Genomic DNA, 26,183 nt, shown 5'->3' with positions numbered 1-26,183 from the left:
GGAGCCGGCGCCTCATCCCCTCCCAGACCCGCGAAGGCGGGACGTCAGAGACGAACCCATGGCTGAGTGGTCTCCGGCATCCCGCCTTCGCGTACTTTTGTGCCCGACAGGCTCGTGATCAGGCGAGCAGCTGGTGGCGCGCGAGGTCGCGGTACAGCGGCGTCGACTCCACGAGCTCGGCGTGCGTGCCCTGGCCGACGACGACGCCGTCCTGCAATACGACGATGAGGTCGCTGTCGACGACGGTCGACAGTCGGTGCGCGATCACGATCAGCGTGCGGTCGGTCGAGACCGCATCGATCGCCTCGCGCATGCGCTGCTCGTTGACCCCGTCGAGCGACGAGGTGGACTCGTCCAGCAGCAGGATCGGCGCGTCGGTCAGCAACGCGCGCGCGATCGCGAGGCGCTGGCGCTCGCCACCCGAGAGCATGACGCCGTCTTCGCCGACCGGTGCCTCGAGACCGAGCGGATCGCGCTCGAGCACGTCGCCCAGGTTCACGGCACGCAGCACCTGTTCGCACTCGGCGTCCGACGCGTCGGGGGAGGCGAGCCGAAGGTTGTCGGCGAGGGTTCCGGCGAGCGTCGGAGCGTCCTGTTCGACATAGCCGAACTGCGCGCGCAGCTCGTCACGGGGGTAGGTGCGAGCGTCGTGCCCGTAGAGGCGGATCGAGCCGCCGGTGGGGTCGTAGAACCGCTCGACGAGCGACAGGATCGTGCTCTTCCCGGCACCGCTGGGGCCGACGAGCGCCACGCGCGCCCCTCGCGGCACCGCGAACGACACTCCGCGCAGCACCTCGCGCTCGGGTGCGGCCGTCGCCTCGTCAGCGGACTCGAGGTGCGCATCGGCGAGCAGCGTCTGCGCCTCCTTGGCAGCGGCCTGTCGGGCGGCGACCACATTCTCCGGATACCGGAAGCGCACATCGCGGAACTCGATCGCCGGCGCGCCGGAATCGGGAGCATCGCGTGAGAACGAGGCGGCGGTCTCGGCGTCGTGCTGTGTCTCGGTCGGCAGGTTCAGCACCTCCTGGATGCGGCCGAGCGCCCCGAGAGCCTGATTCACCGAGGTGATCGCTCCGAAGGTGGTGGCGAGCGGCATCACGAGCATGAACAGGAACATGATGAACGTGATGAGCGAGGCGATCGTGATCGTGCCGGCGGCGACGCGGAATCCTCCGACACCGAGGACGACGAGCAGCGACACCTGCAGGGCGACTCCGGCGATCGGCACGACGAGTGACGAGATCTTCGCGATCCGCACGCCGATGCCGTACGCCTCGGAGGCGAGCGTCGACACGGACTCGGTCTCGCGCTCGGTGGCGCCGGACGCGCGCACGGTGCGAATCGAGCCCACGGCCCGCTCGACTCCGGAGGCGAGTTCTCCGACCTTCTCCTGCTGCGCGGTTGACGCGGTGCGGATGCGGCCGCTGAGCGCGGTCACCACCACGACCGAGATGCCGATCACGACGACGATCAGTAGGAGCAGCACGGGGTCGATCACGAGCATCGCGATCAGCGCGCCGAGGAACAGGATCGCGCTGCCGACGGCATCCGCGAGCCCCTGGGTGAGCACGGCGTACAGCAGTGTGGTGTCGGTGCCGACCCGCGAGACGAGGTCGCCGGTGCGACGCGCGTCGAACTCGCTGATCGGCAGGTGCAGGATGCGCGAGATGAGCTTGCGCCTGCTCGAGTACACGACGGCGGTGCCGGTGCGCTGCAGCAGGTAGTGCTGGTAGCCCGAGATGATCGATGAGACCACCACGAGCCCGACGAGCACCCACACGAGGATGCCGAGGCCCTGATCGGACTGCACGGCCTCGATCACCTGCCCGACGAGCAGCGGCTGCGCGAGCGACGTGGCAGCGCCGAACACGCTGAGCACGGCGACGACGACCAGCGTGCGCTTGTGCTCGAAGAGGAAGGGGAGGAGCTGGCGGAAAGTGGCGCGCGGACCATCCTGCGGCGCGCCGCGTCCGCGTCGGCGTGACGTCGCCGTGCTGGACATGCGGAACCTCGTTCTGAAAGGGGTAGTTCGACCGTACTTCGTGCAGGGCCGAATTCTGTGGATGGGCTGTATGCGCCTCAGCGCTTGCCGAACCGGCGGTGCACCGCCTGCTTGGTCACGCCGAGTGCGCTCGCGATCGCCTGCCACGAGTAGCCGAGGTTGCGCGCGCGGCGCACTTGGGTCTCCTCGGAGCGGGCGAGCTCGGTACGCAGCGCCGCGAGGCGGTGGAGCTCGGAGAGCGGCTCGCCGCCGTCGTCCTGCGCCAGTGCTGTCTCGATCGTCATGATGACCTCCGGCGTCAATCCTTGTTGACTCGCAGCGGTTTGTCAATTGATGTTGACGAGCGCCGCAGCGTTCGCGGTGCGAGACTGGGCGAATGCTGGCTGCACCGAAACCCGTCCCCGGCGACCGGATCGCCGTCCTCTCACCCGCGTTCGCCGCGCCCGCCGTCGCGCCGGAGCTCCACGAGCAGGCGATGCGCCGGCTTCAGGACCTCACAGGGCTCGTGCCCGTCGAGTACGCGACGACGCGTCAGCTCGACGCGAGCCCGGAGGCCCGCGCGGCCGATGTGAACGCCGCGTTCGCCGACCCCGGCATCCGAGCGATCCTCGCGACGATCGGCGGCGACGACCAGATCCTGGTGGTGCCGCACCTCGACGCCGCGCTCGCACAGGCCGACCCCAAACCCTTCCTCGGCTATAGCGACAACACCAACATCCTGAACTGGCTCTGGGGGCTGGGCATCCGCAGCTACCACGGCGGATCCACCGCGGTGCATCTCGGACCCGGCCCCGCAGTCGACGACGTGCACCTGCGGTCGCTGCGCGCGGCGCTGCTCGACGGCGGCACGGTCGAGATCACGGAACCCGGCGAGTCGGAGGACAACGGAAGGCGCTGGCAAGATCCCCTCGCACTCTCGGAGTACGGCGACCGGATCGCGACGGAGGAGTGGACCTGGTCGGGCCCCGCATCGCGCGTCGAGGGACGCACGTGGGGCGGATGTCTCGAGTCCATCGACGGGCTCGCGCTCGCCGACCGGCTGCCGACCGCCTACGACCTGCGTGGCGGCATCCTGCTGCTGGAGACGAGCGAGGAGCGCCCGCCCGCGAGCTGGGTGGGTCGGTGGATGCGCGGACTGGGCGAGCGCGGGATCCTCGCCGCCGTCGCGGGGGTCGTCGTCGCGCGTCCGCCCGTGAGCGACTTCGAGTTCCTGCCGTCACGCGACGAGGCCGATGCCCTTCGCGCGGTGCAGCGAGACGTCGTGATCGAGGCGGTCTCCCGCTACAACCCGGATGCCGTGGTCTGCGTCGGTGTGCCGTTCGGGCATACGCGCCCCCAGTGGATCCTGCCGTACGGCGGGAACATGGCTCTCGACGGAGCCGCGCGCACGGTCACGGCCTCGTACTGAGCCCGACCGTCCCGAGCCGACGGATCACCCCGAGAACCCGAAAGGGCGGCACCTCCCGTGGAGGTGCCGCCCTTTCGCGTGAGGTGAGAGGTCAGAGTTCGACGGCCGCCGCGACACCCAGATCGGCGTCGTAGTCGTTGTCCTTGGTCTCCTTCGACAGCAGCAGCGCGATGAAGGTCAGCACGCCCATCGCCGACAGGTACAGACCGACGAGCCAGGGAGCGCCGTCGCCGAGTTCCCAGAGCCAGAGGGCGATGAGCGGAGCCACGGCCGCACCGAGGATCGACGACACGTTGTACGAGATCGCGGATCCCGTGTAGCGGACGTTCGTCGGGAAGAGCTCCGGAAGCAGCGCGCCCATGGGGCCGAACGTCGCACCCATGAGCATGAAGCCGAACACGAGGAAGGCCTGTGCCAGAGCACCGGTGAACTTCGGGTCCATCGCCGGGAGCAGGAAGGCGTTGAACGTGAAGCCGAACACGATGATGAGCCCCGTGACCCACAGCAGCAGCTTGCGGCGTCCGATCGCGTCCGCGATCGGCCCGGAGAGCAGGGTGAAGATCCCGAAGAACACCACGCCCACGATCTGCATGAGCACGAAGTCGGTGTAGCCGAATCCGAGACCCGGATAGAACTGCGCCGCGAACGCGGAGGCGTCGAAGTCCTTGCCCGTCGCCTCTGCCGCGGCCTGCGCAGCGGCGGATGCGGTCTCGAGCGTGGCGGGCTTCGTGCCGTACGCGAGGGTGAAGTTCGTCATCAGGTAGAAGAGGACGTACGTCGCCAGCATGATGAACGTGCCGAGGATCAACTGCTTCCAGTGATGACGGAAGACGGTCGCCAGCGGCAGCTTGCGGATCGCGCCCTTCTTCTCGGCCTTCTTGAACGTGTCGGACTCGACGAGCTTCAGGCGCACCCACAGGCCGATGATGACCATCACGGCGGAGAACAGGAACGGGATGCGCCAGCCCCACGACAGGAACGCCTCGGACTTGAGCGCAGGGTTCTCGGCATGCGGCAGCAGCCAGTTGATCCCGAGGAACAGGAAGTTGGCGATGATGAAGCCGAGCGGTGCTCCGAGCTGGGGGAACGTGCCGTACCAGGCGCGCTTGCCGGCCGGAGCGTTCTCGGTGGCGACGAGTGCCGCACCCGACCACTCGCCACCGAGCGCGAAGCCCTGCGCCAGACGCATGATCAGCAGCAGCAACGCGGCCCACCAGCCGATCTGCTGGAACGTGGGGAGCAGGCCGATGATGAAGGTCGCGATTCCCATCGTGAGCAGCGAGGCGACGAGGGTGGCCTTGCGCCCGAACTTGTCGCCGAAGTGGCCGAAGATGACCGCGCCGATCGGACGGGCGACCATCGCGGCGCCGAACACCGCGAACGACGACAGCAGCGAGGTGGTGTCGTTGCCCGTGGGGAAGAACAGCACCGGGAACACGAGCACTGCGGCGGTCGCGTACGCGTAGAAGTCGTAGAACTCGATCGTGGTGCCGACGAGGCTCGCCGTGATGACGCGCGAGCGCGGGTTCGCGGGCGCTGTGGTCGTACTCATACTGCTCCTTCATTCCGAGTGCCCCGGTATACCAAGGCACCGAGAGATCCTACGCCTTCCTGAGCGTTTGCTGTGTACGTGTGACATCCCGTCGCAGCGCGTGCGTAGAGTCGAACACGGATGCCGATGCCCACGGGAGACGGGAAGATCGTGACGACGAGACTGCTGCTGATCGCCGACACCCACGTGCCTGCACGCGCCCGCCGCCTGCCCGACTCGGTGCTCCGGGCAGTCGACGAGGCGGACATCGTCGTGCATGCGGGGGACTGGATCGATGTCGCGACGCTGGATCTGCTCGAGTCCCGCTCGCAGGTGCTCGTGGGCGTCTTCGGGAACAACGACGGCCCGGCGCTGCGTGAGCGGCTGCCGGAGATCGCTCGCTTCACGGTCGAAGAGGTCGACGTGGCGGTGGTGCACGAGACGGGTCCGAAGCAGCGACGTGAGGAGAGGATGGATGCGGCTTTCCCGGGCACCGACCTGCTCGTGTTCGGGCACTCACACATCCCGTGGGACACCGTCGCTCCCTCCGGGATGCGCCTGCTCAACCCGGGTTCGCCGACCGACCGCCGCAGACAGCCGGTGTGCACGGTGATGTCTGTCGTGATCGACGCCCGACGGATCGACGCCACGCTGGTGCCGCTCGCCTGAACCGCGCGGAGCATCGATCCCGCGTCACTCCTCCGGGCGCAGCGCGACGAGGATCTCGGCGTATCGGCCGAGGAAGGCGCGCTCGTCGAGTCGCTTGCGGCGGAGCCACGAGGTGACCTCGTCGTTGCGCTTGCTCGCGTTGCACGACCCGCACGCGGGCACCACGTTCTCGACGGTGTAGCGGCCACCCCGGGAGATCGGCATGACGCAGTCGCGCTGGAGAGCGGCCTCGATCGCTCCGCAGTACGCGCATCCGCCCCAGGCCTCCTGCAGCGTGGTCCACTGCTCGGCGGTGAGGTCGTTGTCCACCCGCGCCAGACGACCCTGACGTCGCTTCGCATAGCGGGCGCGCGCAGCGGGCGTGGGGGTGGAGAACCTTCGGCGCGGCACAGACATACGGTACTGGGCGGATGCGCGTCCTCGAGCGCTATTCCTCTGTGTCGCCGAGAGCGAGTGCCGAGACGAAGTCGGCGGTCTGATCGATCAGGTGCTCGAGCTCGAGCACCACGAGCCTGTTCGACCCGGGGACGGTCGCGGGCGACGGCACGAAGAGGGTGCGCTGCGGGCCGTTCCGCCAGTAGCGACCGAGGAAGAACCCGTTCACGAACGCGTACCCCTTGCTCCACGACGCGGTGTCGAGGAAGAGGTCTGCGGGGGAGTCGAGGTCGAAATCGGCCACCCATGCCGACGGCGCGCTTCCCGCGTCGCCCGACGGGTTCTCGACGCGGGAGGCGATCTCTGCCGCGATCTCCTGGACGTTCAGAGGCGTCGAACGCCACCCGATCAGCGGCGTCCCGTCGATGGTGGGCGTGCCGATGACGCCCTTCTGCTCGCCGAGCCGGTGGTCGTAGTTCACGCGCCCCTGTTCTTCGACGAGGACGCTGAGCGTGCGGCCGTCAGGGATCCTCAGCGCGCGGTCGTGGCGTGTGCGCGAGAGGGTTCCGACGGCCTGGCCGTCGACGCTCACCCAGGCGAGGTCGCGCACCTCCTCGGTGACGAGGAGGCCGCCCTGGCCCTCGGGGAGTTCGACCTCGTACCGGACCAGAGCGCTCAGGTGCTCGAGCTCATCGAACGTCGCCGGGGCCTCGGCCTTGGCCGCATCGGCTGCGGCATCCGTCCACGCGCCGGCAGGGGTGAGCGGCACGGAGAACGCGGGCGCGGGCGTCGCGGCTGCGGGGAGCTCGTCGGGTACCGGCGCGTACTTGGCGATGACGTCGCGGAACGCGAAGAACTTCGCCGTCGGGTTTCCGGCCTCGTCGAGAGGGGCGTCGTAGTCGTACGAGGTGACGATCGGCAGGTAGCGGCCCTTGTGGTTCGCACCATTCGTGAGACCGAAGTTGGTGCCGCCGTGGAACATGTAGATGTTGACCGAGGCTCCGGCCGCGAGGAGCTCGTCGAGGTCGGCTGCTGCGGCATCCACGTCGGTGGTGTGGTGCACGCCACCCCACCAGTCGAACCAGCCGTCCCAGAACTCCGAGCACATCAGGGGGCCGGTGGGCTGGTGGGTGCGCAGCGTGGCGAGGCGCTCGGCGCTGCGCGAGCCGAAGGATCCGGTCTTGTGCAGCTCGGGCAGGCTGCCGTCTGCGAGCATCTGGTCGGTCGGCTGATCGACGGTCGTGAGGGGCACCGTGATGCCGGCCTCGCGGGTGAGGGCGACGAGCGCCTCGAGATAGGCCTTGTCGGAGCCGTAGGCGCCGTACTCGTTCTCGATCTGCACGAGCACGACCGAGCCGCCGCGGTCGATCTGCCGCGGGGCGACGATCTCGTAGACGCGGCGCAGGTACTCGCTCACATCGGCGAGGTAGGTGGGCTCGGAGGAGCGGAGCTCGCGCTCGCCGGCGGTGAGCCAGGTCGGGAGACCGCCGTTGTGCCATTCGGCGCAGATGTACGGGCCGGGGCGGACGATCGCATCCATGCCCTCGGCCTGGATGAGGTCGAGGAACCGGCCAAGGTCGTTCCAGCCTGTGGCGTCCCACTCGCCGCGCCGCGGCTCGTGCGCGTTCCAGGCCACGTAGGTCTCGATCGTGTTGAGCCCCATCAGGCGGGCCTTGCGGATGCGGTCCTGCCACTGATCCGGGTGGATGCGGAAGTAGTGGAGGGCTCCGGCGATCACCTGGTGGGGGCGCCCTGCGCGGAGGAAGTCTGTCTCGCCGATGGAGAAGGAGGTCACGATGAGGTGCTTTCGATGGGGAGGGCCGGACGGGGAGGAATCCCCGTCCGGCCCGGACGTGCGATTACTTGTTGACGGCGAAGCCCTGCGAGTTGCCGTACTCGACCAGTGCGTCCTGCCAGGTCACGAGGCCCTCGTTCAGGTCGGTGCCGTTCTGGTACGACTGACCCACGGTGTCACCGAAGATGCTGTTGCCGTAGACCTGGTAGGGCAGGTAGTTCCAGCCCTCGACCACGTCGTCGGCCGCAGCCGCGAGGACCTCGTTGATCTTCTGTCCGCCGAAGTACTCGGGGGCGTCGGCGAGGAACTCTTCGCTCGAGAGCTCCGCGGTGGTCGACGGGAATCCGCCGGACTCGAGGAACGTCGAAATGCTGTCCTCGGAGTTGTTCAGCCACCACAGGAAGCCGGCTGCGAGCTCCGGGTTCTTGCTCTGCGTGGTCACGGCCTGGCCGCCGCCGCCGTTCTCCGCGGTCGCCGGCGTGCCGTCGTAGGTCGGCATCGGCGCGACGCGCCAGTCACCGGCGCCGTCCGGGGCTCCGGTGATCAGGTTGCCGGGCATCCAGGCGCCGATCACGAGGGTCGCCAGGCTGCCGTCGCCGAGGGCGCGGAACCACTCGTCGCTCCAGCTGCCGTACGGGGCGAGCAGGTCTTCCTCGACGAGGCGGTTCCAGTTCTCGGTCCACTTCTTGGAGCCGTCGTCCTGCAGGTCGATCGTGACGTCGGTGCCGGAGGTCGCGAACGGCTGGCCGCCGGCCTGCCAGATCATCGAGGTCGCGAAGCCGGCGTCACCGGTGTCGTTGGTGATGTACGCGTCGGGGTTCGCGGCGTGGATCGCCTTCGCCGCCTCGTAGTACTCATCCCACGTGGTGGGCACGGCGACGCCTGCGGCGTCGAACACGGCCTTGTTGTAGAACAGGGCCATGGGGCCGGAGTCCTGCGGCAGGCCGTAGATGGCGTCACCGTCGGTGACGGAGTTCCATGTCGAGGCGGTGTAGTCGTCCTCGAAATCGGCGAAGCCGTACTGCGAGAGGTCGACGAACGCGTCGGTCAGCGCGAACTGCGGGAACGCGTAGTACTCGACCTGCACGACGTCGGGGGCGCCGGATCCGGCCTTGATGGCGTTCTGGAGCTTGGTGTACTCCTCGTTGTTGGTGCCCGCGTTGACCACGTTCACCGTGACGTTCGGATACTCCTTCTCGAAAGCCTCGACCTGGGCCTCGGCAGAAGGGGTCCACGACCAGTACGTGATCTCTCCGCCCTTCTCGAGAGCCGCCTCCACGGAGTCGAACGAGCCGTCGCCGGAGGCCGAGCCTGAGCCTGCGTCGCCGGTGCTGCAACCGGCCAGCGCCAGCGCTGCCACGGTTCCGGCCGCGAGCACGGCGAGGGTGCGCCGTGCGGCCGGGGAGGGAAGGTGCTTCATTGCTGTGTCCTTTCGGGGTGCGGTCCAGCATCGGACCGACGTGTGCGGTGCAGAGGGATGCCGGGAGCTACTGCTTGACGCTTCCGGCGGTGAGACCTGACTGCCAGAAGCGCTGCAGCAGCAGGAAGGCGATGACGATCGGGATGATGGTGAGGAGCGACCCCATGATCACGAGGTTGTAGATCGGCTGGGATCCCGCGCCGATGGCCTGCGAGCTCCACTGGTTGAGGCCGACGGTGAGCGGATACCACGCGGGATCGGACAGCATGATCAGCGGCAGGAAGTAGTTGTTCCAGGTCGCGACGACCGTGAAGAGCGCGACGGTCACGATGCCGGGAGCGAGCAGCCTCATCGAGATCGTGAAGAAGGTGCGGAACTCGCCTGCGCCGTCGATGCGGGCGGCCTCCAACAGCTCGGTCGGCACCGACTCCGAGGCGAACACCCAGATCAGATACAGGCCGAACGGGCTGATCAGCGACGGGATGATCACGGCCCACGGCGTGTTCGTGAGACCCAGCTCACTGAACAGCAGGAAGGTCGGCACGGCGAGGGCGGTGCCGGGAACGGCGACGGCACCGAGGACGACGGCGAACACCGCGCGGCGGCCGGGGAAGCGGTACTTCGCCAGGCCGTAGCCGGCCATGGTGGCGAGCAGCGTCGCGCCGCCGGCTCCCACCACGACGTAGAGGAGGGTGTTGCCGAGCCAGCGCAGGAAGATGCCGTCCTGGTACGAGAACGTCGCCACGAGGTTGTCGAAGAACGCGAAGTCGTCGGAGAACCACAGACCGAATGAGCTGAAGAGCCCGGACTGCGTCTTGGTCGAGCTGAACAGCAGCCAGACGAGCGGCACGAGCGTGTACAGCGCGTACGCGACCATCACGATGAGCAGCGTCTTGGACTTGCGCGGGTTCATCAGATCGTGACGCTTCTGGGAGGGGCGAGCGAGGGGGAGTGCCATGTCAGCGCACCTCAGACTTCGAGCCGCGCAGCTGCACGACATAGGCGATCACCGCGGTGATGACGCCCATGATGATGGCGATCGTCGCGGCGTAGTTGAACTGCTGTCCGGCGAACGAGAGGTTGTACGCGTACATGTTGGGTGTGAAGTACGTCGTGATCACGTTCGGGGCCAGAGGGCGCAGGATGTTGGGCTCGTTGAAGAGCTGGAAGCTGCCGATGATCGAGAAGATCGTGGCGATCACGAGTGCGCCCCGGACGTTGGGGATCTTGATCGAGAAGATCGTCCGCCAGGCTCCCGCGCCGTCGAGCGACGCCGCCTCGTACATGTCGGTCGGGATCGTCTTCAGCGAGGAGTAGAAGATCAGCATGTTGTAGCCGACGAACTGCCACGTCACGATGTTTCCGATCGAGACCAGGATCCATTCGCGAGCGAACGGGGTGATGAGGTCGCTGCCGAGGAAGTCGTTGAAGTTCGACGTCAGACCGAACTGGTCGCCGTAGATGTATCCCCACATGAGCACGGCGACGACAGCCGGCACCGCGTACGGCAGGAAGATCAGGATGCGGAAGAACGAGGCTCCGCGCAGCCGTGCGCTGTCGAGTGCGAGAGCTGCGGCCAGTGCCAGGACGAGCATGATCGGCACCTGCACGACGAGGAACAGCACGACGCGGCCGAACGCCTCCCAGAACTGGGGGTCGGTGAGCGCGCGCACATAGTTGTCGAATCCCACGAACGCAGTGCCGCCGATCAGCTTCTCCTGGAAGAAGCTGAGGTACAGCGCATACGCGAGAGGTGTCAGGAAGACCAGCGCGAAGACGACCATGAACGGGCCCACGAAGGCCCAGCCCTTCCAGTCGCGCTTCTCGCGCCGGCGGATGCCGTTGCCCGCAAGTACTGCGGAGTCTTGAGTCGTCATTGACGAGAACCTTCTTAGAGATCGAGCGCTCACTGCGCCGTGTGTCAACGTCAACATATGCGATCCGCTGGTAGTGTGTCAACGTCAACATATGAATGGATGGTTGATCGTGACCTCGGAGCAGCCGGCAGAGCCGCCGCAGCGGCGGAGAGACCCGTCGATGGAAGACGTCGCGCGTGAGGCCGGTGTCTCCGGGCAGACCGTCTCCCGCGTCGTGAACGCCCGAGGCTACGTCGGAGCCGCGACGAGAGTGCGCGTCGAAGACGCCATGCAGCGACTCGGCTATCGGCCCAACAGTGCCGCTCGGGCACTGCGATCGGGCCGATTCCGCGCCATCGGCGTGATCATGTTCTCGTTCAGCTCCTATGGGAATCAGCGCACGCTCGACGCGATCGCCGTGCGCGCCTCGCAGATGGGGTACGCGCTGACGCTGATCCCGGTCGAGTCGAGTGCCCGCGACACCGTGGCGGGAGCCTTCCGCAGGCTCGAAGAGCACGCGGTCGACGGCATCATCATCGTGATCGAGGCCCATCAGCTCGATGAGGCCGAGGTCGAGATCCCCGACGGGCTCCCCGTCGTGCTGGTCGACTCGAACCGCGGAGACGCGCATCCCTTCGTCGACACGGATCAGGCGCAGGGAGCCCGACTCGCGACCGAGCATCTGCTCGACCTGGGGCACCGGACGGTGTGGCACATCGCGGGCCCTGCGAAGTCGTACTCGGCGGAGCGTCGACGGGAGTCCTGGCGGCAGACGCTCGAGTCCCGCGGGGTCAGCGCTCCCGATCCGCTGCAGGGCGACTGGTCAGCGGAGTCCGGCTACCGGGCGGGGCTCCGACTCCGCGACGATGACACGGTCACGGCGGTGTTCGCGGCGAACGATCAGATGGCGATCGGCGTCGTCCGGGCGTTCCGTGAGGCCGGGCGCGACATCCCGGGAGACGTCAGCGTCGTCGGCTTCGACGGTCTGCCGGATGCCGCGCAGCTCTGGCCCCCGCTCACCACCGTCCAGCAGCACCCGGAACGCGTGGGCGCACTGGCCGTGGATGCTCTGCTCGCCGAGCTCGACGGGGGAGACCGCGCTCAGACGCCCCTCGTGGGCACCGAGCTCGTGGTTCGCGAGAGCACGGCATCGCCCCGCCGCTGACTCAGGCGGCTCGCCGTCGACGCGCGAGGGTCACGTCTTCTCCGGCGCGATCTCGTCTGCGCCCGTTCGTCGGCGGATCATGGCCTCGGCCGGGATGCCGCGCGAGAACAGTATCGACAGCAGGCTGATCGCTATCAGCCCCACGAATGCCACTCGCAGGGACGAGAGCTGCGAGGCGCGATAGATCTCGGCCAGTTCGGTCGCCTCGTCATCGGTGAGACCGGCGGCCTCGCCGAGACCGACCACGTCAGCCGCGGGGACCACGGTGACGCCGCGGTCCGTCGCCGTGCTCACGGTCGCGCGAACCTCCGCAGGGAGAGCGCTCGCGGCGACGCCGGAGGCGAACGAGGTGGACAGCGCCCCGATCAGGAGCGAGCCGATCAGCGCGGTGCCGAGCGACGATCCGAGGTTCTGGAACACGCCCTGCAACCCGCCTGCCTCGCTCGTGTCCTTCTCGCTGACGCTCGACATGTTGACGTTCCCGAGCTGGGAGGCCAGAAGCCCCAGCGCGCTCCCCGTGAAGAACATGCCGACACCGAACAGCACACCCCGCAGGTCCTCGGTCACGGCACCGAGCAGGAGCACGGCGCTGACGACCAGCACCCATTGCCCGACGCGGACGATGCGGCGAGGCGACCAACGCCGAGACAGGGCCGTGCCCACGATCGAGAACAGCACCAGGGCCACGGAGAGCGGGAAGATCTTGACACCGGTCTCGAGCGCGTCCAGCCCGAGTGTCATCTGCAGGTACACCGGCACCATGAAGAACAACCCGGCCGTCACGGTGTACTGAGCGCCGAGCACCGAGAGACCGCTGCGCAGAGTGGTGATGGAGAACAGATCCGGCTGCATCAGAGGCGATCGCCCGTCGCGCAGGAGCCGCCGCTGCCACCGGATGAACAGGGCGATCAAGGCGGCTCCGAGGCCGATGCACCACGTCGTCAGGGAAACCCCGAGAGGAGCGAGAGCAACCCCGCCGATCTCGGGGGTGTGCAGCGGGATCACCCATCCCCAGGTCTTGCTCTGCAGCATTCCGAAGACGATCAGCACCAGACCCGCCGACGACAGGAGGACGCTGCCGATGTCGATACGGATCGCCTGCCGCGGCGTGGAATCCGTGATGATCCGCGCGCAGAGCACGACGCCGAGCATGATCACCACCTCGGCGGCGAACACGAACCGCCAGCTGGAGTAGGTGGTGACCGCGCCCCCGATCAGCGGGCCGGCGGCGACGGCGGCTCCCGAGACGGCGCCGATCACGGCGAAGGCGGTGACGCGCTCCCGCCCTCGGTAGTTGTCGGCGACGAGCGCGGCGATCGCCGGGATCACCAGGACCGCACCGAGACCTTCGATGATCGACCAGCCGAGGAACAGGAATCCCACCGACGGACTCACTGCGGTGATCAGGGATCCGGCCGCGTACACGCAGGATCCGATCACGAAGGCGCGGCGTCGTCCCCACACATCGCCCAGCTTGGCTCCGAACAGCATGAACGCCGCCATCGTGAGCGTGTAGAACGTGATAGCCGCCTGCATCGCGGCCACCGAGGTACCCAGGTCTCTCACGACCGTTGAGATCGACACGTTCATCACAGTGCCGTCGAGCACCATCACGAACTGCGCGGCCCCGAGCACGACCACGACGTTCCACTTCTTCATGACTGCTCCTCGGCCCGGGGCACGGCTGCAGGCTCGTAGGCGGGTCCGCGGGATCCACGCATGATCCTGGCCACCGCGGTGATCAGGAACAGCTGTCCGGTGATCGCCTCTGCGACCGCGATCGCCTGGACGCCGGCAGAGACAGGCACGATGTTGCCGTACCCGGTGGTGGTCAGTGTGGTGAACGAGAAGAAGAGCTGGCTGGACAGCGAGTCGACGACGTCGTCGCCGAATGCAGGCGATGCCGTGAGCAGCGCGACGAGGTTGTAGACCAGTGTGAAGAACATTCCGACGAGGACATATGCCGCCGTCGCGGCCAGCAGCGCCTCGATGTCGAGTCCGCGACGCTGCACCTGATGCCGGATGATCGCCACCGGGGCGATGAAGAAGGCGACCATCGACGCCGTCGACAGGGCGACGTCGAGGAGCTGACCCTCGGTGCCGAGCGCGGTCGTGATGATGGCGGCGACGCCCGCCACAGCGAGGATCACCCACGCGACGCGCTGCACGCGTCGGTGAACCCGGGTGACCCGGAGCACGACGGCGACGGTGACGAGCTGCACGAGGAAAGCCGGCGGACTCGGGTTGCTCGTGTCCTGGATCGCACACAGCCCGTAGGTGACGACGAGGAGCGCCAGAACGAACCAATATCCGCTGCGCCATCCGGCGGCGGTCGTTGCCGCGCGAGCCCGGAGACTCGGCAGGGGGCTGCGCACCGCGTCGTCAGATCCCATGAGGACTCCTCACTCGCCTGCCGGTGAGAGGGAGTCGCGCCGGTCATCCGAGAACCCGTGGTCAGTATCGCTCTGAGCGCGCGGGTGCCGCAGTGCCACGTCATCCTCTCGGGGTGAGCCCCACCTCGCGTGGCCTGACCGGAGCCGCACCTCACACGTGCAGGGTGAGGCCGGGGGTGGCTCCGGACCCACACGACGCTACGGTGGCGGCATGACCGACCTGAGCATCGGCACCCTCACCGCCGACCCCACCGTGATCGCGAAGCTGGATGCGCGCAGATTCAACCGGCACACCTTCTGGTGCGGGCAGAGCGGCAGCGGCAAGACCTATGCGCTCGGTGTGGTCCTCGAGCAGCTGCTGCTGCACACCGAGCTGCCCATGCTGATACTCGACCCGAACGCGGACTTCGTGAGGCTGGCGGAGACACGCGACAGCGCGCCCGTCGAGCATTCGGATCGGATCGCTCAGACCGACATCCGCGTGTTCCGATCGGGGCATCAGGAGGGCGAGCGCCTGCACGTGCGGTACCTCGATCTGTCGCCGGCTGCGAAGGCGGCCGTGCTGCAGATCGACCCGATCGCGGATGCCGAGGAGTACAACGTCCTGCTGCACTGGTCCGTGAGCGCGACGGAGTTCGACACCGACAGGATGCTGCAGGAGTTCCGGGCCTCCGGTGAGCCCGCCAGGGTGCGTCTCGCCAATCGAATGGAGAACCTTCAGGTACTGGAGTGGGATCTGTGGTCCCGCGGAGCGCATTCGGTGGTCGACGTGATCGACGGGCGCCCGCGGGCGACGGTGCTCGACCTCGGAGGATTCGACCACCCTGCCGAGCCGAAGGTCGCAGCCCTCGCCGTGCTGGAGCAGCTCTGGGCACGTCGGGAGAGCCGCCGACCGATCCTCATCGTGATCGACGAGGCGCACAACCTCTGCTCGCCGGAACCGCGCAACGCGGTCGAGCGCGCGCTCACCGAGCAGCTCGTGCAGATCGCGGCGGAAGGCCGCAAGTTCGGCCTCTGGCTGTTCCTCTCGACCCAGCGACCGACCAAGATCCACCCGAACGTGCTCTCACAGTGCGACAACCTCGGCCTGATGCGCGTCAATGCTCCGCGCGACATCGCCGAGCTGGCTGAGGTGTTCGGCTTCGTCGGCGAGGATGACATCCGCCGAGCGCAGGGATTCACACAGGGTCAGGCGCTCTTCGCCGGAGGATTCATCGCGCAGCCGACCTTCGTGCAGATGGGTGCGCGACTGACGGAAGAGGCGGGCGGCGACGTCGTCGTTCCCCTGCGTGAGTGACGCGGAGCGCGAGGGGAGGCGTCAGCGCCAGATCACGGCGATGGCGGCGTTGACGGCAGTCAGAATGCCGACCAGCCAGAACATCGCGGCCGGCACCGAACCGGCCTTGCGCTGCTTCGCCGTGCCGACGCCGAGGAGCGCGCCGATCACGAGCAGCACCACGAGCTTCGTGCCGATCTTGGCGTAGTTCATCTCGACGCCCTCGGGGAGTCCCCAGGGGGCCGCGAGTGCGAGGCCGGCGATCGCGGCGATCGTCATGCCGATGCTCATCAGGCGCGTGAACTCGCGCGTGCCGCCGAAAGCCTGCACCGCCCAGGCGCCGAACAGCACGGCGAAGCCGATGAGATGGACGAACAGAACGACGTGGCGCAGAGTCTCCATGCCCTCACGGTACGAGCACGCGGGGTGCGCGCGCCAGCAAGGGGAGGCTGACCTCAGCCGCGCAGATCGCGCACGAGGAGGGCGGTGCGCAGCGCAGCATCCGCCGCCTCCGCGCCCTTGTCCTCCTTCGAGCCCTCGAGTCCTGCGCGGTCGAGGCCCTGCTTCTCGTCGTCGAGCGTGAGGACGCCGAAGCCGACCGGCTTGCCCGCATCGAGCGAGACGCGGGTGAGCCCGTCGGTCGTCGCCGCCGAGACGTACTCGAAGTGCGGAGTTCCGCCTCGGATGATCACGCCGAGGGCGACCACGGCGTCAGCTCCACCCGCGAACGCGGCCTGCGCGGCGAGAGCGAGTTCGAACGACCCGGGCACGCGCACGAGCCGGTAGGCGGCATCCGCATCGTCGAGCACGCGCTGTGCACCGGCGATCAGACCGTCGGTGATGACGTCATGCCAGGTGCCGGCCACGATGACGACCTTGAGGCCGCGTCCGTCGATCTTCTCGGTCTTGGGTGCTCCTGCGCCGCTCATGAATGATCCTTCTTTCCGTCGGCGAGAGCCTCTGCGAGCTCCGCCTCACCGATGATGTGACCCATCCGGTCACGCTTGGTCTCGAGGTACTGGTGGTTGTTGGGGCCGACTCCGACGATCAGCGGAACCTGCTCGACGACGTCGAGGCCGAGGCTGCGCAGCTGGTTCACCTTGTCGGTGTTGTTCGTCAGCAGGCGCACCTTCGAGACCCCGAGGTCGGCGAGGATTCCGGCGGCGGCCGCGTAGTCGCGGGCATCCGCAGGGAGCCCCAGCGCGAGGTTGGCGTCGACCGTGTCGAGGCCCTCCTCCTGCAGGCTGTAGGCACGGAGCTTGTTGATCAGGCCGATGCCCCGACCCTCGTGACCGCGCATGTAGATGACGATGCCGCCGTCCTGCTCGATCGCGTCCAGGGCCGCATCCAGCTGCGGACCGCACTCGCATTTGAGGGAGCCGAACGCCTCACCCGTGAGGCATTCCGAGTGCACCCGCACGAGAGCGGTCTCGCCCGGTTCTCCCGAGACGACCGCGATGTGGTCGGTCCCTGTGACCCGGTCCTTGTAGGCGAGGAAGCGGAAGGTGCCGTGCGTGGTGGGCACTGTCGCATCCGCGCGCAGGCTCACTCGGCGGCTGGCGCGTTCCGGTGCCCACCCCGTGGGATCGATCTCGTTGAGGTGGGCGATGAGCTGCTCGATCGTGATGACCGGCACCCCGTCGCGCGCGCCGAGCTCGATGAGACCCGGCAGGCGCATCATGCTGCCGTCTTCGGCGACGACCTCGGCGATCGCCCCCACAGGACGGAGTCCTGCGAGCTTCATCAGGTCGACGGCAGCCTCGGTGTGGCCGCTGCGCTCGCGCACGCCGCCGTCGACAGCGCGCAGGGGGAGGACGTGCCCGGGGCGGATGATGCTCGTCGCGGTCGATGCGGGGTTCGCCAGGACATTCAGCGTGTGCGCGCGGTCGTGCGCACTGATGCCGGTGGTGACGCCTTCCGCCGCGTCGACGCTCACCGTGTACGCGGTCGAGCGCGCGTCTTCGGAGGCGGCGACCATCGGCGGCAGGTTCAGATTGTCGGCGAGGTCGGTCGGCATCGGCGCGCAGATGAAGCCGGACGACCAACGAACAGTCCAGGCGACCCACTCTGGCGTCGCGAGCTCGGCCGAGAGGATGACGTCGCCTTCGTTCTCGCGGTTCTCGTCGTCCGCGACGAGCACGGGGCGCCCGGCGCGAAGGGCCTCGAGGGCCTCGGGGATGGTGGAAAGGCTCATCGCGAGCCTCCTTCCGGTGCTGCCCGGAACGCGAGAAGGCGTTCGACATGGCGGGCGAGGATGTCGGTCTCGAGGTTCACGTGGTCGCCGATCGCTCGGGATCCGAGGGTGGTGGCGGCGAGCGTCTCGGGGATCAGCGAGATCTCGAACCAGTGGTTCGCCGCATCCGCGGGGCTCACGGCGCTCACGGTGAGAGATGTGCCGTCGACCGAGATCGAGCCCTTGTCGACCACGAGCGGGGCGAGATCGTCGGGCAGTGCGATGCGCAGCACGCTCCACTGCTCGCCAGGGCGCACATCCACGACGCTGCCGACGCCGTCGACGTGCCCCTGCACGATGTGGCCGCCGAGGCGCGCGCCGACCGGCATCGCCTTCTCGATGTTGACGCGCGTCCCGACGGATGCTCCGCCGAGGGCCGCGACGTCGAGCGTCTGCTTCATCACATCGGCGTCGAAGGTGTCGGGCGTCGAACCGACGACCGTCAGGCAGACTCCCGAGACGGCGATCGACTCGCCGTGGACAGCGTCGGAGGCGGCCTTCGGCGCGCGCACGGTCAGCCGCCACCCGTCTCCTGCGGGCGAGATCGCGGTGATCTCGCCGATCTCCTCGATGATTCCGGTGAACATCAGGCGACTCCTTCTTCGAGGTCGAGTACTGGGGTGGCGATCGCGAGCAGGTCGGCGCCGAGCGGCAGCCACTCCTCGACCGTCAGACGGTGGGCGGCGTCGATCGTGGCGACGCCGATGTCGGTCAGTGCGAGCCTGTCGCCGCCGATAAGCACCGGCGCGATGTAGGCGAGCACCCGATCGACGAGGCCCTGCGCGATGAACGCGCTCGCGAGAGTGGGGCCGCCTTCGACGAACACGCTCTGGATGCCGCGCGCGTGCAGATCCGCGAGCACGGTGTGCAGATCGTGGGTGTCGTAGAAGAGCGGCGTCTGCGGATGCCGACGGATCGCGGCCGCGTCGGGGGTGGGCCGCGAGCCGATCACGACCGGGACCGGCTGCGTCTCGTAGAGTGCGTCGCCGTCGCGCGCCGTCAGGGAGGGGTCGTCGGCGAGCACGGTTCCGGTGCCGACGGCGATCACATCGGCCGCCGCACGGCGTCGGTGCACGTCGGCGCGGGCCTCGGGACCGGTGATCCACTGGCTGGAGCCGTCGGATGCCGCGGCGCGGCCGTCGAGCGACTGCGCCCACTTCACGGTGACGTGTGGCCGACCCAGCCGCTGGGCGGTGAGCCAGCCGTTGATGAGCCCGTGGGCGACGTCGGCCTGCTCGCCGGCGTCGACGCTCACTCCTGCGGCGCGCAGGCGCTCGGCGCCGCCGCCCGACACCGCGCCGGGATCGTCGAGGGCGTAGACGACTCGCGCGACGCCCGCCTCGATGAGCGCGACCGCGCAGGGGCCGGTGCGTCCCGTGTGGTTGCAGGGCTCCAGGGTGACGATCGCTGTCGCGCCTCGTGCCGCGCCCGGAGCGAGCTTCGAGAGCGCATCGACCTCGGCGTGAGCGGTGCCGGCACCGTGGTGCCACCCTTCGGCGAGGACAGTCCCGTCGGAGTCGAGGATGACCGCTCCGACCTGCGGGTTCACTCCGCGCGGGCCGAGGGCTGCGAGTTCGAGCGCACGGGTCATCGCCCGGCGTTCCGTCTCGTTCACTGCCATCCGTGGTCCTCTCTGAGGCTCCGGGGGTTCTCCTCGAGGGGAGACGCAGGCAGAACGCGCGCACGGCGGCGCACCGTGCTGCCTCCCTTCCGGACTAGCGAGGCTGGGCCTCGCACCACCGTCGGTCCCGGAATTCCACCGGATCGGCACCTCGGAGAACCGAGACGCTCGCGGACTGTCACCGCCGGTTCGGATTCTCACCGACCCCGGAGCACGTTGATGCTCTGAGTGTACTCAACGCGTCTGGGGACATTTCATTCCGCGTCGAATTGCTACTTCAGCAGCCGTGACAGGCGGCGGTCGGCGAGCGGCTTGCCCCCGGTCTGACAGGTCGGGCAGTACTCGAGAGAGCGGTCGGCGAAGAAGACGCTGCGCACGGTGTCTCCGCAGACAGGGCAGGCTTCGCCCCGGCGGGCGTGCACCTGCATCCCTCGTCGCTTCGCGTCCTTCAGATCGGCCGGGGGCTTGCCGGATGCCGCGGCGACCGCCTCGGTCAGCGTCGTCTTCATCGCGGTGAAGAGCAGGTCGATCTCGTCGTCACCGAGCTTGTCGGCGATGGCGTACGGCGACATGCGCGCGGCGTGCAGGATCTCGTCGGAGTAGGCGTTGCCGATCCCGGCGATGATGCTCTGATCTCGCAGCAGGCCCTTGATCTGCGTGCGTCGCCCGTCGAGCAGACCGCCGAAGACCTCCCGTGTGAAGGTCGATTCGAGCGGATCGGGGCCGAGCCGGGCGATTCCCGGGACCTCCTGCGGATCGCGCACCACGTATACGGCGAGGGATTTCTTCGTACCGGCTTCGGTGAGATCGAACCCGCTCTCGTCGTCGAGCGCGACCCGCAGCGCGATCGGCGACTTGCCCGGCTTGATCAGAGTCGTCGGCAGAGTCTCGTACCAGCGCAGCCACCCGGCCTTGGCCAGATGGAAGACGAGATGCAGGTCGGCGCCGCAGGAGAGCACGATGAACTTGCCCCGCCTCGAGGCGGCCGTGATCTCGGCACCGTGCAGCGCGGTGTTCGGCGGATCGTACGTCTTCAGCGCGGCGATCGCGCCCACGGCCGTGCGGATGATCGTGCGCCCCACGGCGCGGTCGGTCAGGAACGTGGTCAGGCCCTGGACCTCCGGCATCTCAGGCATGGGCTCATCCTGCCATCGACGACCGACACCGGACTAGAGGATGGGCCACTCCACGGGCGTGGGGTCGTCTGATGCGAGGAGTCCGCCGAACCAGCCGTCGTCGCGTCCGCGCGAACTGGTGAGCGCCTGGCGCCCGAGTCCCTCGTATCGGAAGCCGAGTGCTCGAGCGGCTCTGGCAGAGGGCACGTTGCCCGCGACAGCGCGCCAGCCGAGCCGTGCGAACCCGAGCTCCTCGAAGCCCCAGTCGACGACGGCCCGTGCGGCCTCGACGAGATAGCCGTTGCCGCGGGCGGCGGCGGTGACCCAGTATCCGATCTCCGCGTGCCCGCCGGTGTGATGCGGTGTGATGTGGTGCAGCCCGATCGAGGCGACCAGCTCGCCGTCACGGTACGCGCACCAGATGGTCTGGCTGCCGTCGGCCCACCATTCGCCGATCAGGCGCACGTAGTCCTCGGCGTCCGTGCGCCTGTACGGGCTCGGCACGGTGGTCCACCGGGGGATCTCCGGGTCCTGACAGGCCGCGGTGATCGCGTCGATGTCAGTCTCGTCGGGCACGCGCAGGACCAGACGCGCGGTGGTGAGGGTGACCGGTTCCATCCGTGCATCCTATGGGCGGTGACGTGCCCGCCCAGACACCCGGGAGCCCCGTGTCTGTGGCCGCGGCTAGGCTTGTCCGGTGACTGTGCCGGGGATTCTGCGCGCCTTGGAAGAGGCATCTCTTTTTCGTGACGCCCTGACGTGGGCCCAGACCGATGCCGATCTCGGCCTGGTCGACGGACTCGACGCTCCGGCGCTCGCGGGGCTGCTCGAGAAGCGCCGCACAGCCGGGCATCCGCCGGCGCTCCTCACCGTGGTTCCGACCGGTCGTCGAGCCGAGAGCCTGGCTGCGGCGCTCGGCGCATACATCCCCGACGCCGAGGTCGTGACCTTCCCGGCCTGGGAGACTCTTCCTCACGAACGCCTCAGCCCGAGCCCCGACACCGTCGGACAGCGGCTTCAGACCCTCCGCCGCATCGCCGAGTGGTCGGGCGATCACCCGCTCGTCGTCGTCGCGTCGGTGCGCGCAGCACTTCAGCCGATCGCGGGCAACCTCGGTGAGATCGCGCCGTTGGAGCTGCGTGCAGGAACACGCGGTCACGAACTCGACCATGTCGTCGAACAACTGGTCGAGCGCGCCTACTCGCGCGTCGACATGGTGTCGCGACGGGGCGAGTTCGCGGTGCGCGGCGGCATCCTCGACGTCTTCCCCGCGATCTCCGAGCATCCGTTCCGCGTCGAGTTCTTCGGAGACGAGGTCGATCAGATCCGCGCGTTCTCGGTCGCCGATCAGCGCTCCCTCCCCGGCGACGTCGACGGGGTCGACCTTCCGCCGAGCCGTGAGCTGCTCCTGACCCCCGACGTGCGCGACCGTGCGAGAGCGCTGATCGGCGGATTCCCCGCGATCGCCGGCATGCTCGAGAAGATGTCCGAGGGCATCCCCGTCGAAGGCATGGAGTCGCTGCTTCCGGCCGTCTCGGGGCCGCTCAAGTCGCTCGCCGAGTACCTTCCCGAGGGCAGCGCGACGGCCGTGGTCGACCCGGAGCGCTCCAGCGCCCGCGCGATCACCCTCGGCGAGACGAACCGCGAGTTCCTCGACGCGGCCTGGAGCGCGGCCACATCCGGCGCGTCTGCACCGATCGATCTCGGAGCGGGCGACTTCCTCACGATCGCCGAGCTGCGCGAGGTGGTGCGCGACCGCGGAGGCGTATGGTGGCGACTGAGCCCGTTCTCGATGGGCGGCGAGGACGCCGAGACGATCGACGCCTCCGTCATCCCGTCGTTCCACGGCAACGTCGACGGCGCGATCTCGTTCGTCGACGCGAAGGTCGCCGACGGGTGGCGCGTCGTCGTCATAGCGGCGGGTGCCGGTCTCGTCGACCGTGCGCGCGACGTGCTCTCCGACCGCGGCATCGCCGCCCGCATCGTGGCCGAGCTCCTCGATGCGCCTGACACCGGAGTCGCGACGCTGGTCACCGGATCCGTCGAAGCCGGATTCCAGATCCCCGAGGCGAAGCTCGCGGTCCTCACCGACAACGAGTTCTACGGTCGCACGATCGGCGGCGACCAGCGCGTCGTCAAGAAGCTCGCCTCGCGCCGCAAGAACGTCGTCGATCCGCTGCAGCTCAAGCAGGGCGACTTCGTCGTGCACAACACGCACGGCATCGGCCGGTTCGTCGAGATGACCCAGCGCGAGGTGTCCACCGGAGGTCGCAATGCGACCAAGTCCGTGCGCGACTACCTGGTGCTCGAGTACGCGCCGTCCAAGCGCGGCTACCCGGGCGACAAGCTGTATGTTCCGACCGATCAGCTCGACCTGCTGTCGAAGTACGTCGGCGGCGAGGGCCCGACCCTGTCGAAGATGGGCGGCAGCGACTGGTCGCAGGCGAAGGGCAAGGCTCGCAAGGCCGTGCGCGACATCGCGGTCGAGCTGGTCAAGCTCTACTCGGCGCGCATGAGTGCGAAGGGACACGCGTTCGGGCAGGACACCCCGTGGCAGCGCGAGCTCGAAGAGGCGTTCCCGTTCGCCGAGACTCCCGACCAGCTGCAGACGATCGATGAGATCAAGGCCGACATGGAACGGCCGATCCCGATGGACCGGCTGCTCTCGGGTGACGTCGGCTTCGGCAAGACCGAGGTCGCCGTGCGTGCGGCGTTCAAGGCGATCCAGGACGGCAAGCAGGTCGCGATGCTCGTGCCGACGACGCTGCTCGTGAAGCAGCACCTGGAGACCTTCACCGAGCGGTTCGCCGGGTTCCCCGTGAAGGTGCGCCCGCTGTCACGCTTCCAGACCGACAAGGAGGCGCGTCTGACGCTCGACGGCCTGCTCGACGGCACGGTCGACATGGTCATCGGCACGCACCGCATCCTCACCGACCAGGTCATGTTCAAGGACCTCGGATTGATGATCATCGACGAGGAGCAGCGCTTCGGAGTCGAGCACAAGGACACGCTCAAGAAGATGAAGACGAACGTCGACATCCTCGCGATGAGCGCAACGCCGATCCCGCGCACCCTCGAGATGGCGGTCACCGGCATCCGCGAGATGTCGACGCTGGCGACACCACCGGAAGACAGGCATCCGATCCTCTCGTTCGTCGGACCCCGCAGCGACAAGCAGATCACCGCGGCGATCCGGCGCGAGATCCTCCGTGAGGGCCAGGTGTTCTTCGTGCACAACCGCGTGCAGTCGATCCAGCGGGTCGCGGCGCAGCTCGCCGAGCTCGTGCCCGAGGCGCGCATCGCGGTGGCCCACGGCCAGATGGGCGAGCACGCGCTCGAGCAGGTCGTCGACGACTTCTGGGAGCGCAAGTTCGACGTGCTCGTGTCGACCACGATCATCGAGACGGGCCTCGACATCTCGAACGCGAACACGATCATCATCGATCGTGCCGACAAGTACGGGCTCAGCCAGCTGCACCAGCTGCGCGGCCGTGTCGGGCGTGGTCGTGAGCGCGCCTACGCGTACTTCCTGTACGACGAGATGAAGCCGCTCAGTGAGACGGCAGCCGACCGCCTGCAGACGATCGCGGTCAACAACGACCTCGGATCCGGCATGCAGGTCGCGCTCAAGGACCTCGAGCTGCGTGGAGCAGGAAACCTGCTCGGTGGCGAGCAGGCCGGGCACATCGCCGGCGTCGGCTTCGACCTCTACCTGCGGATGATCGGCGAGGCCGTGGCGACCTTCCGCGGCGAAGACGTCGAGTCCGGCCAGGAGCTGCGACTCGAGCTCCCGCTGGACGCGCGCATCCCCGAGTACTACATCGACAGCGAGCGGTTGCGGCTCGAGGCCTATCAGAAGCTCTCCGCGGCGTCCGCCGCGACGGCGAAGGACGACGCGATCGATCTGGTGATCGACGAGCTGACCGACCGCTACGGCACTCCGCCCGACGAGGTCGAGGGTCTGATCGCGGTCGCCCGACTGCGTCGCCGCGCAGCGCGGGCAGGGCTCGCCGACGTCGTCGTGATGGGGTCGAACCTCCGCATCGCGCCGGCTCGTCTCGAGGATTCGATCAAGGTGCGCCTGCAGCGTCTCTACCCGAAGGCCAAGCTGGTCGCGGGTGGCGAGGCCCTCGTGGTGCCGATGCCGACGATCCCGGCAGCAGTGGGCGTCGGCCTCGAACCGCTCCCGAACGCGGAACTGCTCGAGTGGGTCGGCCAGCTGCTCACGGCGATCTTCCCCGAACCGGCGAAGGTCGAGTGACGGCGCCGCTCCGGAGACAGGATCCTAGAGCGAGAAACCGCCATCGGTCGTCAGCACCTGACCGACGACCCATGACCCGGCGTCGGTGCAGAGCCAGCCGATCAGTCGTGCCGGATCGTCGGGGCGCCCCACCCGGCCGAACGGCGTACCGGCGATCCAATCGTCCATCCCGGACAGATCGCGGTCGGTGGTGTCCGCGTCGAGGTATCCCGTGTTCACGGGGCCCGGGTTCACGGTGTTCAGCACGATCCCGACGTCGAGCAGCTCGGCGGCGGTCGAACGGGTGATGCCCGCCAGCGCCGCCTTGCTCGTCGCATACGAGATCTCGCCGCGCATCGCACCGTGCCCCTGCCCCGAAGTCATCCAGATCACGCGAGCGGTGGGCGTCTGGAACGGACCGAGCGAGGGGATGCCGTCGCCGGGTCGTGCGACAGGAGACGCCGTCCCACCGAGGTCATCCCGGACCCGGCGCGCCAGCCCGGCTGTCAGGAGCAGCGAAGCGCGCGCGTTGGCCTGCCAATGGGCGTCGAGTCGCTCGGCCGTCATGTCGAAGATCGTGCCGTCACCCCCGCTCATCGCCTGGTTGCAGACGACGATGTCGAGTCGCCCCGACAGAGACCACGCCGCGTCGAGCAGCGGTTCGATGCCGGCCGGGTCGCGGAGATCGGCCTGAGCATCGCCCATCACGGCCGCGGGCACCAGGGAATCACGGATGCCCGCTCGCACCGCGTCGAGATCGTCACCGCCCCACGGGTGGTCGAGATCGTGCGGACGGAAGTGGTGGAAGAACACATTCGCGCCGAGGGACGCGAGGGTCGTGGCCGTTGCGAATCCGATGCCGCGGCGACGGGAGACACCGGTGACCAGGGCGGTACGGCCGAGGAGAGGGAGCGCGAGGGAGTTCATGACGGAGGCCTTTCGATCGTGGTGCCGGGGCGCGCAGACGTGCGGCCCAGCGGCAGGGTGGAGGATCGAGTCACCGGCATTGCATGGGCGACAGCGTAGCAGCCGGGCTCCCGTCCGCTCGAGGCCAGGAGTCGCCTTCTCTCGATGCGCCCCGCCG

At 68.4% G+C, this 26,183-nt stretch carries 23 protein-coding genes; 5 read left to right on the top strand and 18 right to left on the bottom strand.

From position 1 onward, the window contains the following. Window positions 1-118 precede the first annotated feature (118 nt). Entirely contained in the window at window positions 119-2,002 is a 1,884-nt protein-coding gene (locus ASF80_RS05995) for an ABC transporter ATP-binding protein (RefSeq protein ID WP_056308853.1), read from the bottom strand. A 77-nt stretch (window positions 2,003-2,079) separates the two neighbouring features. Next, on the bottom strand, window positions 2,080-2,286 hold the full coding sequence (locus ASF80_RS05990; protein ID WP_056308851.1) for a hypothetical protein: 207 nt from the start codon (window positions 2,284-2,286) through the stop codon (window positions 2,080-2,082). A gap of 92 nt (window positions 2,287-2,378) precedes the next feature. On the opposite strand from ASF80_RS05990, the gene ASF80_RS05985 reads away from it, so the two are divergent. Continuing rightward, complete coding sequence (locus tag ASF80_RS05985; RefSeq protein ID WP_056308848.1) at window positions 2,379-3,410, top strand: S66 peptidase family protein; 1,032 nt, start codon at window positions 2,379-2,381, stop codon at window positions 3,408-3,410. A gap of 91 nt (window positions 3,411-3,501) precedes the next feature. Here ASF80_RS05985 and ASF80_RS05980 read toward each other — a convergent pair whose 3' ends face one another. Continuing rightward, on the bottom strand, window positions 3,502-4,962 hold the full coding sequence (locus ASF80_RS05980) for an MFS transporter (protein WP_056308846.1): 1,461 nt from the start codon (window positions 4,960-4,962) through the stop codon (window positions 3,502-3,504). A gap of 150 nt (window positions 4,963-5,112) precedes the next feature. Here ASF80_RS05980 and ASF80_RS05975 point away from each other — a divergent pair, with 150 nt between their 5' ends. Then, a complete protein-coding gene (locus ASF80_RS05975) occupies window positions 5,113-5,610 on the top strand; it encodes a metallophosphoesterase family protein (protein ID WP_056311842.1) in 498 nt (165 codons plus the stop codon). 24 nt (window positions 5,611-5,634) lie between these two features. Here the strand turns inward: ASF80_RS05975 and ASF80_RS05970 are convergent, their stop codons facing one another. From ASF80_RS05970 to ASF80_RS05950, 5 genes are all read right to left on the bottom strand, one after another. Beyond that, entirely contained in the window at window positions 5,635-6,000 is a 366-nt protein-coding gene (locus ASF80_RS05970; protein ID WP_235559898.1) for an HNH endonuclease, read from the bottom strand. A 37-nt stretch (window positions 6,001-6,037) separates the two neighbouring features. Further along, entirely contained in the window at window positions 6,038-7,780 is a 1,743-nt protein-coding gene (locus ASF80_RS05965) for a glycoside hydrolase family 35 protein (RefSeq protein ID WP_056308841.1), read from the bottom strand. Between the two features lie 64 nt (window positions 7,781-7,844). After that, window positions 7,845-9,200 (bottom strand): ABC transporter substrate-binding protein, encoded by a 1,356-nt coding sequence (locus ASF80_RS05960; RefSeq protein WP_056308838.1) that lies wholly within the window; start codon window positions 9,198-9,200, stop codon window positions 7,845-7,847. Between the two features lie 67 nt (window positions 9,201-9,267). Next, complete coding sequence (locus ASF80_RS05955) at window positions 9,268-10,113, bottom strand: carbohydrate ABC transporter permease (protein WP_056311840.1); 846 nt, start codon at window positions 10,111-10,113, stop codon at window positions 9,268-9,270. A gap of 46 nt (window positions 10,114-10,159) precedes the next feature. After that, a complete protein-coding gene (locus tag ASF80_RS05950) occupies window positions 10,160-11,077 on the bottom strand; it encodes a carbohydrate ABC transporter permease (protein WP_056308836.1) in 918 nt (305 codons plus the stop codon). Between the two features lie 160 nt (window positions 11,078-11,237). Here ASF80_RS05950 and ASF80_RS05945 point away from each other — a divergent pair, with 160 nt between their 5' ends. Beyond that, window positions 11,238-12,221 (top strand): LacI family DNA-binding transcriptional regulator, encoded by a 984-nt coding sequence (locus ASF80_RS05945; RefSeq protein ID WP_082488198.1) that lies wholly within the window; start codon window positions 11,238-11,240, stop codon window positions 12,219-12,221. A 30-nt stretch (window positions 12,222-12,251) separates the two neighbouring features. Here ASF80_RS05945 and ASF80_RS05940 read toward each other — a convergent pair whose 3' ends face one another. Together ASF80_RS05940 and ASF80_RS05935 are read right to left on the bottom strand one after the other, a co-directional pair. After that, window positions 12,252-13,880 (bottom strand): MFS transporter, encoded by a 1,629-nt coding sequence (locus ASF80_RS05940; protein ID WP_056308831.1) that lies wholly within the window; start codon window positions 13,878-13,880, stop codon window positions 12,252-12,254. Next, window positions 13,877-14,614 (bottom strand): ion channel, encoded by a 738-nt coding sequence (locus ASF80_RS05935; protein WP_056308830.1) that lies wholly within the window; start codon window positions 14,612-14,614, stop codon window positions 13,877-13,879. The genes ASF80_RS05940 and ASF80_RS05935 overlap by 4 nt, the downstream gene beginning before the upstream one ends. A gap of 211 nt (window positions 14,615-14,825) precedes the next feature. On the opposite strand from ASF80_RS05935, the gene ASF80_RS05930 reads away from it, so the two are divergent. Beyond that, on the top strand, window positions 14,826-15,911 hold the full coding sequence (locus ASF80_RS05930; protein WP_056308828.1) for an ATP-binding protein: 1,086 nt from the start codon (window positions 14,826-14,828) through the stop codon (window positions 15,909-15,911). A gap of 21 nt (window positions 15,912-15,932) precedes the next feature. Here ASF80_RS05930 and ASF80_RS05925 read toward each other — a convergent pair whose 3' ends face one another. The 7 genes from ASF80_RS05925 to ASF80_RS05895 all read right to left on the bottom strand — a co-directional run bounded on the left by ASF80_RS05925 (window position 15,933) and on the right by ASF80_RS05895 (window position 21,477). Continuing rightward, window positions 15,933-16,292, bottom strand: a complete 360-nt coding sequence (locus ASF80_RS05925; protein ID WP_056308826.1) for a hypothetical protein — start codon at window positions 16,290-16,292, stop codon at window positions 15,933-15,935. Window positions 16,293-16,345: 53 nt separating this feature from the next. Then, window positions 16,346-16,819 carry a 6,7-dimethyl-8-ribityllumazine synthase gene (gene ribH, locus ASF80_RS05920; RefSeq protein WP_056308824.1) on the bottom strand — a complete coding sequence of 158 codons (474 nt, stop codon included), beginning with the start codon at window positions 16,817-16,819 and terminating at the stop codon, window positions 16,346-16,348. Further along, a complete protein-coding gene (locus ASF80_RS05915) occupies window positions 16,816-18,084 on the bottom strand; it encodes a bifunctional 3,4-dihydroxy-2-butanone-4-phosphate synthase/GTP cyclohydrolase II (protein ID WP_056308822.1) in 1,269 nt (422 codons plus the stop codon). Before ASF80_RS05915 ends, ribH begins: the two co-directional genes overlap by 4 nt. Beyond that, window positions 18,081-18,710, bottom strand: a complete 630-nt coding sequence (locus ASF80_RS05910; RefSeq protein WP_056308820.1) for a riboflavin synthase — start codon at window positions 18,708-18,710, stop codon at window positions 18,081-18,083. Before ASF80_RS05910 ends, ASF80_RS05915 begins: the two co-directional genes overlap by 4 nt. Continuing rightward, a complete protein-coding gene (gene ribD, locus ASF80_RS05905) occupies window positions 18,710-19,744 on the bottom strand; it encodes a bifunctional diaminohydroxyphosphoribosylaminopyrimidine deaminase/5-amino-6-(5-phosphoribosylamino)uracil reductase RibD (protein ID WP_056308818.1) in 1,035 nt (344 codons plus the stop codon). Before ribD ends, ASF80_RS05910 begins: the two co-directional genes overlap by 1 nt. Window positions 19,745-20,016: 272 nt before the next feature. Beyond that, window positions 20,017-20,880, bottom strand: coding sequence for an Fpg/Nei family DNA glycosylase (locus ASF80_RS05900; RefSeq protein WP_056308816.1), 864 nt, complete (start codon window positions 20,878-20,880; stop codon window positions 20,017-20,019). Window positions 20,881-20,913: 33 nt separating this feature from the next. Further along, complete coding sequence (locus tag ASF80_RS05895; protein WP_056308814.1) at window positions 20,914-21,477, bottom strand: GNAT family N-acetyltransferase; 564 nt, start codon at window positions 21,475-21,477, stop codon at window positions 20,914-20,916. A gap of 79 nt (window positions 21,478-21,556) precedes the next feature. On the opposite strand from ASF80_RS05895, the gene mfd reads away from it, so the two are divergent. Further along, window positions 21,557-25,120, top strand: a complete 3,564-nt coding sequence (gene mfd / locus ASF80_RS05890) for a transcription-repair coupling factor (protein WP_056308812.1) — start codon at window positions 21,557-21,559, stop codon at window positions 25,118-25,120. Between the two features lie 24 nt (window positions 25,121-25,144). On the opposite strand, the gene ASF80_RS05885 is transcribed toward mfd, so the two are convergent. After that, on the bottom strand, window positions 25,145-26,026 hold the full coding sequence (locus ASF80_RS05885) for an SDR family oxidoreductase (RefSeq protein ID WP_056308810.1): 882 nt from the start codon (window positions 26,024-26,026) through the stop codon (window positions 25,145-25,147). Between the last annotated feature and the right edge of the window lie 157 nt (window positions 26,027-26,183).

Origin of the sequence: Microbacterium sp. Leaf159 (genome assembly GCF_001423615.1) — a bacterium.
In the GTDB taxonomy this organism is placed as follows: Bacteria; Actinomycetota; Actinomycetes; order Actinomycetales; family Microbacteriaceae; genus Microbacterium.
This window is presented reverse-complemented; position numbering and strand designations above follow the sequence as displayed.